We start from the raw sequence: 14,183 nt of genomic DNA on the forward strand, positions 1-14,183 counted from the left end.
TTGCCCATATGACTGAAGACATTACCCAATTAGCGCAACGTTTAGGAAATACACTTTCTACTAAAGGTTGGCAAATCTCTTGTGCTGAATCATGCACTGGAGGTGGGATAGGATACGCCATCACAAGTATTTCTGGAAGCTCAGCATGGTTTAAAAAAGGTTTTATCACCTATTCAAATGACGCTAAACAAGAACTCTTAGGGGTGAGTGAGGATACTTTAATTCAGTACGGAGCCGTATCGGCACAAACCGTCGAAGAAATGGCTGAAGGTGCTGCAAAAAACGCTAATGCTGAAGTGGCTATTGCTATTAGTGGTGTTGCAGGCCCTGACGGTGGTACACCCGATAAGCCGGTAGGCACTGTCTGGTTTGGTTTTTATATTAACGGGCAGAGCATCAGTCAAAAACTTCTGATTACGGGTAACCGGCAAGATGTTAGAATAAAGGCCATTGAGTTCGCTTTATTCAATACATTAATGTTGTTGCAAAAGTAAACAATGATGAAAAAAGGGCTTAGAATCCTAAAAATTATTTCTACATTTCACTTGTAACTGTATAACCATACAGTATACTTCGAAGCCTGTTACTGAATCATATTAGTGTTGAATAAAAAATTTTTAACACGTTTTAATCACAAGGACATTCTGATGGATGACAACAAAACCAGAGCGTTAACTGCTGCCTTAGGCCAAATCGAAAAACAATTTGGTAAAGGCTCTATAATGAGGCTGGGCGACAACAAAACCATGGACGTTGAAACTATTTCAACGGGCTCTCTTGGTCTAGATATCGCTCTCGGTGCTGGTGGCTTACCCTTAGGACGTATCGTTGAAATATACGGACCAGAATCCAGTGGTAAAACTACCCTGACTCTTGAAGTCATTGCCGAAGCACAACGTAACGGTAAGGTGTGTGCTTTTATTGATGCTGAGCATGCCCTTGACCCAATCTACGCCAAAAAACTGGGTGTAGATGTAAACGAACTTTTAGTGTCGCAACCTGATACCGGTGAACAAGCACTAGAAATTTGCGACATGTTAACCCGCTCTGGTGCAGTTGATGTGATAGTAGTGGATTCGGTTGCAGCGCTGACGCCTAAGGCTGAAATTGAAGGCGACATCGGTGATTCACACATGGGTCTTGCCGCCAGAATGATGAGCCAAGCTATGCGTAAGCTAACGGGTAACTTAAAGCATTCGAATACTATGCTTATTTTCATTAACCAAATCCGAATGAAGATTGGGGTTATGTTTGGAAGTCCTGAAACAACTACTGGCGGTAACGCCTTGAAGTTTTATGCTTCGGTACGTTTAGATATTCGCCGCATTGGTGCGGTTAAATCCGGCGATGAGATAGTCGGTAATGAAACCCGCGTAAAAGTAGTAAAGAATAAAATTGCCCCGCCTTTCAAACAAGCTGAGTTCCAAATCATGTATGGCGAAGGTATTAACAGCCTTGGAGAACTCATTGATTTAGGTGTCACCCATAAAATGGTTGAGAAAGCAGGCGCTTGGTATAGCTGCAATGGTGAGCGAATAGGCCAAGGTAAAGCGAATTCAATTGGTTACTTAAAAGAACACCCTGATATGGCTAAAGATCTTGATAAGCGATTAAGAGAATTGTTATTGTCAAAGCCAGTAGAAGCTGATGAAACTGTAAAAAAAGCAGACACCGAGTAATGTGAATATTAAAACTAAAAACCCCGCTAATTTAGCGGGGTTTTTTATACATTTTGAAAAGTAGGGAATTCTTAAATAATCAAAGAAAGTCTATAAAATTAAACTTAGTTCGTTAAATCATCTAAGATATTCATAAGTTGCATACTAGCTTGTTCCATTTTTTCGAAAGAGAGCAAACTTCCTTTAATATTACCATCTTGCAACTGTTTTAGAGCAGTAATACCATTTTGGTGAACTTCAGAGTGAGGTCTGTCGATTGCTTTAAAAGATGAACTTTTTTGATACTGACGTGATTGCTCACTGTTATACCATTGTCCTAATCTACATTGTTTATGATCTACAAATGAATCTACAGATTTTAGAGAACGCCCTAGGGCTACTTCATATACTTCACCTTTCCATACGATATGATCTAACTTCACCGTTTGAATGAAACTTCTATCCGTCACCCCGAGAATGGAGGATTTCATTGCGCCGACTGTGTTGTTAATACCGCTATAACTGTTATTTAAGCCAGCAATTGTATTGGACAACTCAATGTTTGACTCTTCAAGAGCGGTAGCAAATTTAACCCCTGATTCTGTATCTTGTTTGATTCTGGCAATGAGGCCACCTACTTCTTCTGCAGACTTGCTGGTATTACTTGCCAAGCTTCTAACTTCATCAGCTACAACAGAAAACCCACGTCCTGCATCTCCAGCTCTGGCTGCTTCAATTGCAGCATTAAGTGCTAACAAATTGGTTTGGTCAGAGATTTTAGAAATGGTCACAACAAAAGAATTAATGCTGTCAGCAATGGCTTCTAAATTAGCCATACTTTGCGACATATTTTGCATTTTTTCAGTGATTTGCTCCATACCACAGGCAATATCTGTAATCGATTTTTGACCACTATCTAAGACTAGGTTCAGCTCATCAATAGATTGGGCCTCGTTCTGAATTACTTCATATGAAGACAGGACAGACTCTCTTATGCTTGTCACTTGAGCAATGCAATCAAGTAAGTTGGGCCAAATCTGTTTATCAAAACTCGATTCTTCTTGAATGACTGAAGCGGCCTTTACGCTGCTTAACTCAGCTATGAGGTCTTCATTCTCAGTTTTATAGCGATTTTTTTCTGCTTCTATATGAGCTAATTTTTGTTCTAATTCAACATATCTGCTTTTACTGACCAACATGAATTGAGACTCCACATATTTAATAAGATAATAAAGGTCCAATGTCCCTTTTTATAGCGAATAAGAATTTATGACATACCTTCTCATTCAAACGCTGTGTAATTACTGTCTACTTTACTTAGTTTTCGGCTGATTGGCGCAGAACTGAACATATTCTGATGTTTTTATAAAATTTTAAACAATTTGAAATTTTGATTGCGCGCTTTTCTCAATAGAAATAGTGGGTTAGATAGCATTAAAGCGACATTTTTTAAATAAAGTGAACATAGACTCATTCTTTAGTGTTGATGGTGTTTTATTGTGTTTATATGATTTACACAGAATGTTGGCTGTATTTTTTTTGAGCTAAGCAGTTCAAAAATTTAACTCTGCTATTTTTAGGTCGCCTATCTGTATCTTATAGACGACCCTAAAGGTACAAGTGTAAAAGTTTTACCTCATAATTTTTTAGAAACTTTATTATGCATTTTTGCCCAGCTGTCCGGAAATTTACCTTGCAGTACATATGAGAACGAAATGAGTTCTGCTATGACATGATAAAGCTGATCAGGGATTTCTTGGCCTAAGTCTAACGTGGCTAGAAAATCACTAAGGTACGGATCTTCATGGACTAAAACGCCATTCTGCCTTGCAAGTGAAATAATTTCATCTGCCAAATCACCAAACCCTTTCGCGATTATGGTAGGTGCCCCACCGGATGGTGCCCCACCGGATGGTGCCGCATCGGTAATAGCTTCACCAGAGCTACTTTGATTGTATTTAATACCTATAGCGCTTTTCTGTTTAGGCTTTTTTGTGGCTTTATCTGTCATTACTATTTAAGCCTCTTACGCTTTAGCTTGAAACATATGATAAGGACGTTGTTGCAATGTATCTGGAATTTTACCTAGCTGGCACTGGCTTTTGCTGACTTCAATGCCAAGGGAGTCGAGTTTTCTGCGTAGCAATGGCAGGTAATTCATTACCTGAATTTTCACAGTGTCATTGGAGGTATAAAAATTTATTTCTAAGGTGTTCGCTCTTAGTTTGGCTTTTGTTAATAACTCCCCCAAATCGCCGACCGCTAACTTCATGGTTAGTTGCCATGTTTTATTATTTTTCTCATCAGAGGATGTATTTTCTTTATCGCTCTGTTCACGCTTAATCAACAATTCAATGTCTTTAATCGTACCTCCCAACGCTGAAGGTAAATTGTAGTAGAAGGTTTCTTGACCTTGGATCATTTGTTCCGCATTGCTTAACTTGTTGGCCTGATGCCCCGATAACAATCGTCCGATCTCCTTCATTAGCTGGTGTTTTTGTTCCAGTTGTGACATTTCATTCATTGCCTTAGATGTCACCTTGGGTTTACTTTCTCTGGTTGTGCCTAACACACTATTTAACGTTGTCGTAATCTGATCAGTGCGACTCGACGATTGATTCCGTGCCAGTCTTGCGCTGAGAGACATTTGTAATAGAGTGACCAAACCACTCATAAAGCCTTGGCTCGATGCGGGATTAATCATCTGTAATGCCGACAGGTTTAGAGCCGGGGTGGTGAGCAGTTGCCTAATTTGATTCACGTCTTGTTCTTTTCCTTGGGGCAGAGCTTGTTTAATTTGCTGTAATACTTGTTCAACCAATTGTTTGCTAGATTGTTCAGTTGCGCCTTTAAAAAACTCGACATCCACTAATGCTTTTTCGATTGATTGTAGGGTGATTGCAGGGGCCTCTGCTTTAGCTTGAACGATCCGCAGTAAACTTTGTACTAGATTTATTTGTTCTGGTTTGTTGGTAAGTAGGCTTGGACTAATAACACTTTGGGTCATAGACCCTTGTTGTATTTCAGCTAGCAAATTAGCGCCAGCCTCCTTCATGCTTAATCTGACTTCTTGAGATTTACTGCCATCTACGGGCGGCACGATAAATCTCGATTTATTATCAGTGGTTGTATGCTGGTATCTCTCGGTGCCTGGCTTTTGAATATTTAGGTTTAGTTCTGCTCGAGGAACTTGCGACGCGGTCTGAGTCTGTTTGGTAGATTCAATGGATAGATTCAGTCGCTTATCAACTGCTTGTTGATTCGGTAACTTGAGTACAGCCAAAGCCTGAGCAATCTCTTTTGTGACAGGAATATTGGCCACAGGTTTAGTGTTTTGTAACTGTAGTTCGATTTCGCCATTGGGTTTTATTTGTAAAGTTAACTTATCGATAGGTAAAGCCTGTAGCTTTTGCAGCAGCCCTTGGCTTTGCTCATTATTAATTTTACTCAGTTGCTGCAAAACAGATTTAATAGCTAGTTCAAAATTAATTGGTTTAGCTAAATGGGCTTGTTGCAAGCTAGCCTTTATCAAGGGCGAAGCGAGTAAGGAGGTGAGTATATTTTGTTGATCTTTAGTGACTTTACTATCGAGAGCGGATAAAGCAGAGGTGGCTTGCGGGCTTTTTAACTGCAGACTACCCTCGCCGTTATTTTTTGACTGTTTAGCTGCATCACTGGTGTTTTGTTGAATAGTCAGTTGCCAGTGGTTGCCCTTAGGAACGATAGCAAGCGTTACTTTTTCTCCCACTGAAAACTGATTTAATTGTTTAAGTGGTAAAGATAATGCAAGCGGTGGACGTTGCTCAGTCAGGCTAACCGTAAGGATGTGTTGTTGCTTAGTCAATACTGTATTTTTTGTTTCAAGCGGGTTTGTGCCTATGTTTAACTTAAGTAATTCAGTAGGTATTAGTGTCTTTAATTGTTCCTTGGAAAGTACTGATAATACAGTGGCGTTGATCACAGGCAGTATATTTTTTAGGTTGGAATTAGCGAGTAGATTGCCAGATACTAATTGTTTTGCAGGTAATCTGAGTAAGCTTTGCAGTTGTTGCTCGGTGAGTGGAATAATAGTTGTCGTTTTGGCACTTGTCTGAGAAAAAAACTCGAGAGAAGGATTGTTACCGAGCGTCAATTTAACTTGGTGAGTTTGGCCTTCTAGTAATTTTCCTGATATCTGTGGATTATTTAGCAGCGCGACTTTATTCAGCAAAACAGTGTTTTTGCTTAAACTTAATACATTACCAGCAAGCTGTTTTACGAATACATCAACACCTTTTCGGGCCACGTCAGACGTTGAGGCTACTTGACTCAGTTGAGTGAGTGCCTGAGATATGGTTGCTTGGGATGATTGTGAAATGTCAGGCATAAAACGTTATCGGCTGATATTCAGAAGTATTAGTTAAATCATAGTTTACGCGTAACTAATGTAGATTGACTAATCTGCTTAATTATTCAGTAAATCCTACTCTGTTTAGTCTGCCCACTTTTTTGATTATTTTGTTACCAATTACTACTAACTATTTGTTTTAGCTAGTAGGTTAGGGCCAAACCCTATGATAATATTGACGACCAATTTGCTGCATTTTTTACTGCATTATTTTCTGCATTATTTGCCGCGCTCTTTTATAAAAAACTCATAGACAAAATCGAGGGTAGGTTTGGCGGTACTTTCTGTAACTGATTTATCTGTAATCAAAAGAGATAGGTTATTGTTCGAAAACTTAAACTTTGCCGTTGAGCAAGGTAGTTTACTGTACGTTAAAGGGCAAAATGGGGCGGGTAAAACCAGTATGCTCCGGGTCTTGGCTGGTTTAGTTGACGCTGATTGTGGTGATGTGTATTTTTCCCAGCAAAATATTAAAGATTGCCGCGAAAAGTATCACCTTAATCTAGTGTATTTCGGTCATAAATTAGGAATTAACTTAACGTTAAGTGCGGTTGAAAACTTAGAATATTGGTGCAGGCAACATCAAGTCGCTATTGGGGTCGATACAATATTTGATACTTTGGCTCAGCTTAATTTAGTTGGGTTAGAAGAGATCCCCGTTGCTAATTTGTCTGCTGGGCAACAGCGTCGTGTGGCATTGGCAAGATTTTGGTTTAAACAAGATGCAAAAGTATGGATCTTGGACGAACCTTTTACTGCCCTTGATACTCAAGGTATTGAGTTGTTAAGTAAACAAATTACTACATTCCTCAGTGCTGGTGGTGCAGTGGTGATGACTTCTCATCAAGCTTTACGGATTGATTACCCAACTGATGAACTGACCTTGGAGTATCGAATTTAGTGGCAGCATTGATGGCTATTTTAAAGCGCGACTTAGCGCTAGCGTATAGGCAAAGGGCTGAGCTTATGCAGCCAATGTTATTTTTTATTTTGGTGATAAGCTTATTTCCATTAGCAGTGGGACCTGAACCTAAAACATTACAACTCATCGGCCCAGGAGTGATTTGGGTGGCTGCTATATTATCCTCGCTGTTAGGTTTAGAGCGGTTGTTTCGAGATGATTTTCAAGATGGATCCTTAGAACAATTGATGCTATCGAGTACCTCATTGCCTGCTGCGGCTTTAGTCAAAGTGCTGGCTCATTGGTTAACTAGTATTTTTCCATTAATTATATTGTCGCCTTTGTTGGCGTTGTTTTTGCACCTAAGTGAACCCATGTATTGGGCATTGCTAAAAACCTTGCTACTGGGCACGCCTTTATTGAGCTTAATTGGTGGCATAGCCGTAGGATTGACTGTTGGATTAAATCGCGGTGGTGTGCTGCTAGCTTTATTGCTGTTGCCTGTATTTATTCCTTTGTTAATCTTTGCTACCTCTGCTGTGGAATCTGCTGCAATGCAATTGCAATATTCTGCACAACTGGCGATCATTGGCGCTATGTTCCTTTTCTCTTTAGCTTTGGCGCCTTTTGCCATTGCTTATGCACTTAGAGTGAGTCAAACCTGATGTGGAAGTGGTTACATCCTTACGCTAAAACTGAACGAACTTATCACCTATGCCAAAGGTTATTGCCATGGTTTAGTGTGTTGGGGGTGGCAGTTATTTTATGCGCTACTGTTTGGGGATTGGCCTATGCCCCAACGGATTATCAGCAAAGTGAAGCTTACAGAATTATTTATGTACATGTACCTACTGCAGTGTTATCAAAAAGCCTATACAGCGCGATGGCAGTGGCTGCCTTTATTGGTTTGGTATGGCAAGTTAAAACATCTTTTATGGCGATGATGGCCTTGGCACCTATAGGTGCGACTGTGACTTTTATTTCACTTATTACTGGCGCAGCTTGGGGTAAACCTATGTGGGGCACTTGGTGGGAGTGGGATGCTCGGTTAACTTCGCAATTGATATTAATGTTTTTGTTCCTCGGAGTTATTTCTTTATATAAAGCTTTCGAAGATAAACAACAGGCGGGTAAAGCTGCTGGGGTCATGGCTATAGTGGGGGTGATAAATCTGCCAATAATTCATTACTCAGTAGAATGGTGGAATACTCTGCATCAAGGCGCCACCATCTTAAAACTCGGCAAGCCGTCTATGCCCTCAGAAATGTTATGGCCCCTTTTATTGTCTATCTTAGGTTGGGCACTCGTCAGCGGAGCTGTTTTTTTACTGCGCATGCAAAACGAAATTCTACAACGAGATATCAAGCGCCCGTGGGTGGTCGCTTTAGCACACAAAAACTCAGCGTTGAGTGAGGTCAAATAATGTATTTTGAAGACATCAATAGTTTTTTAGATATGGGCGGCTATGGCCTATATGTATGGCTGTCTTTTGGCTCTGCAGCCCTCAGTCTGTTAGTTTTGTGGTTAGACTCACTTTTTTCAAAGCAAAGATTATTTACACAAGTATTGAGTGAACAAACAAGGCAAGCGCGAATTAAAGCTGCGGCTAAACAAAGTGCTACAGCTAAACAAAGTGCTACAGCTAAACAAAGAACGAACGGAGAAACAATATGAACCCAAGGCGTCAAAAACGTTTGATGGCTGTATCTGCAATCTTACTGGTGGTTAGCGGTGGTATTGGTTTGATGTTGTATGCGCTAAGTCAAAATATCGACTTGTTTTATACGCCATCTGAAATTATTGATGGAAAAAAAGGCCAAATCCCAGAACTCGGTCAACGATTGCGTATTGGTGGCATGGTTGTGCCCGGCACCGTTAAGCGGGATCAAGAAACGTTGTCTGTGAGTTTTGATTTAGTGGATATCGGTCCCGCGGTGACAGTGAGTTATCACGGCATCTTGCCTGATTTGTTTCGCGAAGGGCAGGGTATTGTAGCAACAGGTGTGTTGACTAAAAATAATTATATTGAAGCGCATGAAGTGCTCGCTAAACACGATGAAGAATATATGCCGCCAGAACTGGCAGAAAAAATGAAAGGCATTAAACACATTAAACCATCACAGGCAAGCTACGGTAAAACTGAGGCAGGTATATAAATATGTTAGCTGAATTAGGTAATTTCGCTTTAGTACTGGCCCTTATGATGGGCATATTGTTATCCATTTACCCTATGTGGGGCGCTTATAAAGATCATTCACAAATGATGGCCATGGCGAAACCTTTGGCAATTGGCATGTTTATATTTACCGCTTTTGCATATGGTTGTCTGACGCATGGATTTATCACTGATGACTTCAGCATAGCCTATGTGGCGAACACATCGAACAGTACCTTGCCGATCTATTACAAAATTACCGCTGTGTGGGGTGGCCATGAAGGCTCATTTTTACTATGGGTATTGATATTTTCTATTTGGACTGTGGCGGTAGCACTATTTAGTAAGGCTATCCCCATGAAAATGGTCGCCAGAGTGTTATCTATTTTAGGTATGGTAGGTATTGGTTTTTATTTGTTTATGTTACTCACCTCTAATCCTTTTGATCGGCTGTTACCTTTTTTTCCTATTGATGGCAAAGACTTAAACCCATTGTTACAAGATTTTGGGATGATCATTCACCCTCCTATGTTGTATATGGGGTATGTAGGTTTTTCAGTGGCGTTTGCCTTCGCGCTTGCTGCGCTGATATCTGGGCAATTAGACTCCACTTGGGCCCGTTGGTCTAGGCCTTGGACATTGGCTGCGTGGTCTTTTCTAACTGTAGGTGTCGCGCTTGGCAGTTGGTGGGCCTACTACGAATTGGGTTGGGGCGGTTGGTGGTTTTGGGATCCTGTTGAAAATGCTTCATTCATGCCTTGGCTAGTGGGTACTGCTTTGATCCATAGTTTAGCTGTCACAGAAAAACGTAAAGTGTTTAAGTCTTGGACCGTATTGTTAGCTATATCTGCGTTTTCATTAAGCCTGCTTGGTACGTTTCTGGTGCGTTCAGGGGTGTTGGTTTCAGTACATTCATTCGCTAGCGACCCTAGTCGTGGTTTATTTATTCTTGGCTTACTAGTCATAATTATCGGCGGCTCTTTGGCTTTGTATGCCTATAGGGCTCCGCAATTGAAAGGGAATGGAAGATACCAACTGTTTTCAAGAGAAGTGTTATTGATTGGTAATAACGTGTTCTTAACCGCGGCTACTTTGGTCGTGTTGTTAGGTACCTTGTTACCCTTGGTACATAAAGAAATCGGTATGGGCTCTATTTCAATCGGCGCACCCTTTTTTAACCAAATGTTTACTTATCTTATTGTGCCGTTTGTACTGTTTATGGGAATTGGCCCGCTGTCACGCTGGAAAAGCCAATCTCCTCAAGCGTTATATAAGCAACTACTGATTGCATTTGGTTTAAGTGTGTCGGCTGGTATTTTGGTGAATGCTAGTTTCGAACAATCTAGCTATATGGCAGCGTTAGGCTTAGTCATGAGTTTTTGGATTATTATTACGACTATCATGGAAATACGGCAGCGTATTCAACCACAAGTTGAGTCAGGTAAATTCACCATTTCACAAAGCCTTAAAAAACTGACCCGAAGCCATTGGGGCATGGTATCGGGGCATCTTGGTTTTGCGGTAACACTCATCGGCATTGCATTAGTTAGTGCATATAGTGTGGAGCGCAATGTACGTATGGGGTCAGGAGATCGCGTCACTTTGCAAGGTTATGAATTTGTATTTAAAGGGGTTTCTGAATTTACAGGACCTAATTATACAGCCGATGTTGGGCATCTAGATGTTTTCCAAAACGGGCAAAAAATATCGTCACTTGCTGCCGAAAAACGTTTTTATCCGGTACAACGAAATGTTATGACGGAAGCGGGCATTGACTCGGGCTTAACTCGAGACTTATTTGTAGCATTGGGCGAGCAGCTTAAAAATGGCGATTGGTCGTTACGCATTTATGTGAAACCTTTTATTAACTGGATATGGTTAGGCGCATTTATAATGGCGTTTGGCGGCGTGTTGTCGATTAGCGATAAGCGGTATCGAATGACGAAATTAGGGACCAAACTTAAAGCTAATGCAACTCCAAATCCAGCTTTGAAGGAGCAAATATCTTGAAAAAAGTGGCGTTGTATTTAATTCCACTGGGATTATTTTTAGGCTTAATAATATTTTTGTACCAAGGTTTGTTTTCTAACCCAAGAGAGCATAAGTCCAGTTTGCTTGAAAAACCCATGCCTGAATTTGTTTTGCCTGACTTGATGGATATCCAGCAAACTTATACTCAAGACGTGTTTCTTGGCAAAGTAACGTTACTCAATGTGTGGGGAGTGTGGTGTATCACCTGCGCCATTGAGTTGCCTTATCTCACACAGTTGCAAGTTGAGGGTAAACATATAGTTGGCTTGTACTACGACCAAGATATTGATCCTGATTTTGGGATTAAAACCGTCGAACGAGTGCAACAGGAAGTAACAGATAAGCTCAGACAATTAGGTAATCCTTACGCTTACAATATATTCGATGTTAAACGCGATTTATCATTAGATCTTGGCGTAACTGGTGCCCCTGAAACCTACTTAATTGATCAACAAGGTAAGATACGTTTGCATCATATTGGAGATATCAATCCACGGGTCTGGAATAAAAAGTTTGCGCCTATATATGACACTTTGGTGGCGCAATGAATCGATTAGTCTGCACTTTAGTTATTTTAATGCTTAGTTGCTTCGGTAGCCTAGCATTAGCGACAGAAGACAAGTTTCATTTTGATGAGCCTAAAAAAGATGCCCTATTTTTAGAGTTAACCAAAGAATTACGTTGTCCTAAATGTCAGAATCAAAACATTGCTGATTCTGACGCTATGATAGCAGTGGATTTAAAACGCAAGGTCTATGAGTTGCTGCAAAAAGGTAACGACAGACAACAAGTTATTGATTTTATGAAACAACGTTATGGCGACTTTGTTTATTACCAACCGCCTGTTAACCCTATGACCATTTGGTTATGGGTATTGCCAATACTATTTATTGTTGTTGCTGTGGTTGGAGTAGTGATGACCCGTAAACGCCAAGCACCTGAGATAAGCAATGAACAACTAGCTAAAGCACAAGCAATTTTGGAGCGTGACGAGTGAGTCTTTTTTATCTAGGTGCAGCCATATCCGTTGTTATTTTCATGTTATTTATCATTTTTCCTTGGTTCAGAAAGGCCAACGATGATTCTGTAAGCAGATTAACTAATAAAGGGCTGATTAAACAACGTCTGATTGAATTACACACCGAGCAACAGCAAGGTTTGCTGAGTGATTCAGACAGGTTGCAGTCAGAAAATGAGCTAAAGCTGGCTTTGTTGGATGAAACTAAAACAAGTCAAACTAATGAGGCGAGTGTGGGTATTCCCCTCGCAATTGGTGCATTGGTTAGTTTGTCAGTTGGCATAGGTACATATCTATACTCTAACCAGATTCAACGCGTTGATGAATGGCTGATGGCGCAACAACAAACCAGCGAACTTGGGCAACGGATGATCAGTGGCGATGAAAACCTTAACCTAAAAGATTTACAAACGTTTGCTTTAGGGCTTAGAACCAAATTGGTAGATACACCAGAAGATGCCACGGGGTGGATGTTATTAGGTCGAGTATCTGGGGCTATTAATAGAGTAGACAGTGCCATTCAAGCTTTTGAAAAGTCTTTAAAATTTGATCCTAATAATGTGGGGACTTTATCTAGCTACGCTCAAGCGTTATTGATGACGGGCCAAGAGCAACAAGTATTACAAGCTAAACAAGTGTTGTTGCAAATACTGGACTTAGAACCAGATAACACTAATGCTATGGGGGTTTTGGCCATTGCTGCCTCTGAGTTAGGTGACAAACTATTAGCCCTGGAAAATTGGCAAAGGTTATTGGCTTTTATACCGGACACCGATCCCAATTTTGCTGCTGTTAATCAACGTATTTTGCAATTACAGACCGATTTACAGCAAGATAATCAACAAGTAGCTCAAAACAAGCCTAACCTAACTACCGACAGTCTAAGTTCAACTAGAGTGTCGGTAACGATTAATATTAGTGATGAATTGCAGTCTAAATTACCTGAAAATGGTTTTTTATTCGTTTTCGCTCAAGAAAGTAGCGGACAAATGAAAATGCCTGCAGCCGTAGTAAAAATGCCTCTTGGGGAATTCCCTGTTGTAGTGGAGTTGTCTAATAACAATGCTATGACACCCAATTACACCTTGTCGCAATTACAACAAGCTAGATTGGTTGCTAGGGTGTCTATAGATGGAAACGGGACTGAGTCAGCGGGTGACTTTCAAGGTGAATTGATCGCGACTTTAAGTACGAACGAGACGACGCAAGAAACGATAACGATAAATAGGGAATTATGATGAATAAAGTAAGTGTTCTTGTTTTGGCGACAGGGCTGCTGCTGCTTGGTGGTTGTGCATCTCAGCCTAGCGCTATAGAACAATCTCAGCAGTTTGCCGATCCTAAAGATCCCTTAGAGTCATTAAATCGTGCGATGTGGGATTTTAATTATGAAATATTAGATGAATACTTATTGCGTCCTACGGCAGTTGCTTATGCGGATTATATGCCACAAATCGCACGTACGGGTTTACTGAACATAGCAGAGAATCTTGAAGAGCCTTCAAACAGTCTTAACAATCTGTTGCAATGGAAGTTAGATGGCACTTTTATCAGTCTAGGGCGCTTTCTGCTGAATTCTACCGTGGGGTTGTTAGGCTTGATTGATGTCGCCAGTGAAATTGGTTTAGAGCCTAAGGAAGAGGAGTTTGGAGAAGTACTGGGAAAATGGGGACTCAATACCGGTCCTTATTTGATGATACCTGCGTTGGGACCGAGTGATATACGCAGTTCAGTAGGTGATTTTGTCGACTCTTCCTACTCTCCTATTGACGGCCTCAACTTCTATTTCAGTGCTTTGCGTGTAGGTATCAAAGCATTAGAGAGCAGAGCATCTGTGATACAACAAGAGCAGCAGCTGACTTCTTCTTCCGATCCCTATGCTTTTGTGAAAAGTGCTTATTTTCAAAACTTAGAATTTAAAGTTAAAGATGGAAAAGTAGAAAAAACCGAAGAAGAAGCCGCATTAGAAGATGATATCGATGCGTTTTTGGATAACCTATAGCGCCAGTAGCTAGTTGACATTACAAGGTAAA

At 40.6% G+C, this 14,183-nt stretch carries 15 protein-coding genes; 12 read left to right on the plus strand and 3 right to left on the minus strand.

Annotation, left to right across the window (positions count from 1 at the left end; all coding sequences use genetic code 11):
- Positions 1–8 precede the first annotated feature (8 nt).
- Positions 9–494 carry a CinA family protein gene (locus C427_RS06505; RefSeq protein ID WP_007634852.1) on the plus strand — a complete coding sequence of 162 codons (486 nt, stop codon included), beginning with the start codon at positions 9–11 and terminating at the stop codon, positions 492–494.
- A 153-nt stretch (positions 495–647) separates the two neighbouring features.
- Positions 648–1,679: a recombinase RecA gene (gene recA / locus C427_RS06510; RefSeq protein ID WP_007634854.1), complete on the plus strand. Its 1,032-nt coding sequence runs from the start codon at positions 648–650 to the stop codon at positions 1,677–1,679.
- A gap of 104 nt (positions 1,680–1,783) precedes the next feature.
- Here recA and C427_RS28145 read toward each other — a convergent pair whose 3' ends face one another.
- From C427_RS28145 to fliK, 3 genes are all read right to left on the minus strand, one after another.
- Positions 1,784–2,857, minus strand: a complete 1,074-nt coding sequence (locus C427_RS28145; protein ID WP_007634856.1) for a methyl-accepting chemotaxis protein — start codon at positions 2,855–2,857, stop codon at positions 1,784–1,786.
- Between the two features lie 437 nt (positions 2,858–3,294).
- Positions 3,295–3,669: an EscU/YscU/HrcU family type III secretion system export apparatus switch protein gene (locus tag C427_RS06520; RefSeq protein ID WP_007634858.1), complete on the minus strand. Its 375-nt coding sequence runs from the start codon at positions 3,667–3,669 to the stop codon at positions 3,295–3,297.
- Between the two features lie 15 nt (positions 3,670–3,684).
- Positions 3,685–6,024, minus strand: a complete 2,340-nt coding sequence (gene fliK, locus C427_RS06525) for a flagellar hook-length control protein FliK (protein WP_007634860.1) — start codon at positions 6,022–6,024, stop codon at positions 3,685–3,687.
- 292 nt (positions 6,025–6,316) lie between these two features.
- Here fliK and ccmA point away from each other — a divergent pair, with 292 nt between their 5' ends.
- The 10 genes from ccmA to C427_RS06575 are packed head-to-tail and all read left to right on the plus strand — an operon-like array spanning position 6,317 to position 14,152.
- Positions 6,317–6,946 (plus strand): cytochrome c biogenesis heme-transporting ATPase CcmA, encoded by a 630-nt coding sequence (gene ccmA / locus C427_RS06530; RefSeq protein WP_007634862.1) that lies wholly within the window; start codon positions 6,317–6,319, stop codon positions 6,944–6,946.
- A gap of 11 nt (positions 6,947–6,957) precedes the next feature.
- A complete protein-coding gene (gene ccmB, locus C427_RS06535) occupies positions 6,958–7,611 on the plus strand; it encodes a heme exporter protein CcmB (RefSeq protein ID WP_187292409.1) in 654 nt (217 codons plus the stop codon).
- Positions 7,611–8,369: a heme ABC transporter permease gene (locus C427_RS06540; protein ID WP_007634867.1), complete on the plus strand. Its 759-nt coding sequence runs from the start codon at positions 7,611–7,613 to the stop codon at positions 8,367–8,369. Before ccmB ends, C427_RS06540 begins: the two co-directional genes overlap by 1 nt.
- Positions 8,369–8,620, plus strand: a complete 252-nt coding sequence (gene ccmD, locus C427_RS06545; RefSeq protein WP_007634868.1) for a heme exporter protein CcmD — start codon at positions 8,369–8,371, stop codon at positions 8,618–8,620. Before C427_RS06540 ends, ccmD begins: the two co-directional genes overlap by 1 nt.
- Positions 8,617–9,102, plus strand: a complete 486-nt coding sequence (gene ccmE, locus C427_RS06550; RefSeq protein ID WP_007634870.1) for a cytochrome c maturation protein CcmE — start codon at positions 8,617–8,619, stop codon at positions 9,100–9,102. Before ccmD ends, ccmE begins: the two co-directional genes overlap by 4 nt.
- 2 nt (positions 9,103–9,104) lie before the next feature.
- Positions 9,105–11,111: a heme lyase CcmF/NrfE family subunit gene (locus tag C427_RS06555; RefSeq protein ID WP_007634872.1), complete on the plus strand. Its 2,007-nt coding sequence runs from the start codon at positions 9,105–9,107 to the stop codon at positions 11,109–11,111.
- A complete protein-coding gene (locus C427_RS06560; protein ID WP_007634874.1) occupies positions 11,108–11,680 on the plus strand; it encodes a DsbE family thiol:disulfide interchange protein in 573 nt (190 codons plus the stop codon). The genes C427_RS06555 and C427_RS06560 overlap by 4 nt, the downstream gene beginning before the upstream one ends.
- Positions 11,677–12,129, plus strand: coding sequence for a cytochrome c-type biogenesis protein (locus C427_RS06565; RefSeq protein ID WP_007634876.1), 453 nt, complete (start codon positions 11,677–11,679; stop codon positions 12,127–12,129). The genes C427_RS06560 and C427_RS06565 overlap by 4 nt, the downstream gene beginning before the upstream one ends.
- Positions 12,126–13,388, plus strand: coding sequence for a c-type cytochrome biogenesis protein CcmI (ccmI, locus tag C427_RS06570; RefSeq protein ID WP_007634877.1), 1,263 nt, complete (start codon positions 12,126–12,128; stop codon positions 13,386–13,388). The genes C427_RS06565 and ccmI overlap by 4 nt, the downstream gene beginning before the upstream one ends.
- Positions 13,388–14,152 carry an MlaA family lipoprotein gene (locus C427_RS06575; RefSeq protein WP_007634878.1) on the plus strand — a complete coding sequence of 255 codons (765 nt, stop codon included), beginning with the start codon at positions 13,388–13,390 and terminating at the stop codon, positions 14,150–14,152. Before ccmI ends, C427_RS06575 begins: the two co-directional genes overlap by 1 nt.
- The last annotated feature ends 31 nt before the right edge of the window (positions 14,153–14,183 follow it).

This window comes from Paraglaciecola psychrophila 170, from assembly GCF_000347635.1.
GTDB classification, from domain to species: domain Bacteria; phylum Pseudomonadota; class Gammaproteobacteria; order Enterobacterales; family Alteromonadaceae; genus Paraglaciecola; species Paraglaciecola psychrophila.